The organism is Mesorhizobium sp. M2A.F.Ca.ET.042.01.1.1 (assembly GCF_003997405.1).
Lineage (GTDB): Bacteria > Pseudomonadota > Alphaproteobacteria > Rhizobiales > Rhizobiaceae > Mesorhizobium.
In genome coordinates this window covers 1-1,224 of sequence record NZ_RZRX01000567.1, presented here as the reverse complement: position 1 = coordinate 1,224, position 1,224 = coordinate 1, and the positions used below count along the sequence as shown (strand labels likewise).

2 protein-coding genes and 1 pseudogene are annotated in these 1,224 nt (G+C 62.9%); 2 read left to right on the top strand and 1 reads right to left on the bottom strand.

What is annotated here, in order from left to right; translation table 11 throughout:
- Window positions 1-255 (bottom strand): annotated as a pseudogene (locus tag EOA23_RS36815) (helix-turn-helix domain-containing protein); the annotation flags it as partial.
- Between the two features lie 45 nt (window positions 256-300).
- Here EOA23_RS36815 and EOA23_RS34870 point away from each other — a divergent pair.
- Both EOA23_RS34870 and EOA23_RS34865 read left to right on the top strand, forming a co-directional pair.
- Window positions 301-606 carry a MarR family transcriptional regulator gene (locus EOA23_RS34870; RefSeq protein WP_127307332.1) on the top strand — a complete coding sequence of 102 codons (306 nt, stop codon included), beginning with the start codon at window positions 301-303 and terminating at the stop codon, window positions 604-606.
- 126 nt (window positions 607-732) lie between these two features.
- The coding region (locus tag EOA23_RS34865; RefSeq protein WP_145966615.1) for a phage integrase N-terminal SAM-like domain-containing protein at window positions 733-1,224 on the top strand (492 nt) is incomplete at its 3' end.

Here is a 1,224-nt window from a genome sequence, read left to right as displayed (position 1 = left end):
CTCCGCCCCTGGGCGCGGCTCCTCGCTGAGCGCCGCCTCCAGGCCCATCTCCACGAAGCGGCGTTTGGTGCGATAGACGGTGAGCCGCCGAACCACCACCGTTCTCGCATGGTCTCGTCGCTCTGGCCGGCATCGGCAGCGAGCAGGATCTGGGAACGCTTGAGCTTGCGTGCCGGATGCTTGCCGCTGTGCAGCATGCCTCATGAGTTCGTCGCGTTCGGGTTGGTCGAGCTCCACGCGATAGCGTACATGCATCCGGATGGCCTCCTTCGGGTGCGGAGGCTCCGGAAGAACCGGAAAATGAATCAACTACTTGACGGAAAGCCGCAGGCTTCACCCCGCTTCACCGAGAAGCAGGGCCAGTATCTCGCCTTCATCTGGACCTACGGCCTGGTCAACGGTCGCTCGCCGGCCGAACGCGATATCCAGCGCTTCTTCGGCGTCACCGCGCCTTCCGTCCATCAGATGGTACTCACCCTCGAGCGCGCTGGCTTGATCCGCAAGCAACCGGGCCTCGCGCGCAGCATCGAACTGCTCGTCGAACCCGACTGCCTGCCCAGGCTACAACCCATCGAAACCGTCAAATCCTCTGTGCAGAGGCACTAAGGCCTGTTTACAATGAGGATTGAACGAAGCCGCTGACGCGGCATTTGGCGGGTCGGTTTGCGGTTGAGGCTTCTGTTTTGAAGGATTGCGGCTGTTGAAGCGCAATCTTGGAACAGGAGCACTGAGATGGCCGAGTTGAGCCCTCTTCGCCGGCGCATGATCGAAGACATGACGATCCGCAATCTGTCGCCGGCCACGCAACGATCCTACGTGCACGCGGTGGCGAATTTTTCCCGCCATTTCGGCCGATCCCCTGACCCCCTTGGCCTTGAAGATGTCCGCGCCTTTCAGGTGCATCTGGTCTCGACCGGGATCTCGTGGCCGGCGCTGAACCAGACGGTGTGCGCGTTGCGGTTCTTCTACGGCGTGACGTTGGGCCATGCCGAGATCCCGGAGCGCATTGTCTACGCCCGCTTACCACGCACGCTGCCAGTGGTGTTGAGCGCCGACGAGGTGGTCAGGTTCCTGGAAGCGGTCTCGAGCCTGAAGACGCGCACGGCCCTGACGACAGCCTACGCTGCTGGCCTTCGCGCTTCGGAGACCGTCGGCCTAAAGGTCGGCGACATCGATAGCGAGCGCGGCGTCATTCGGGTCGAGCACGGCAAGGGCGGCAAGGAC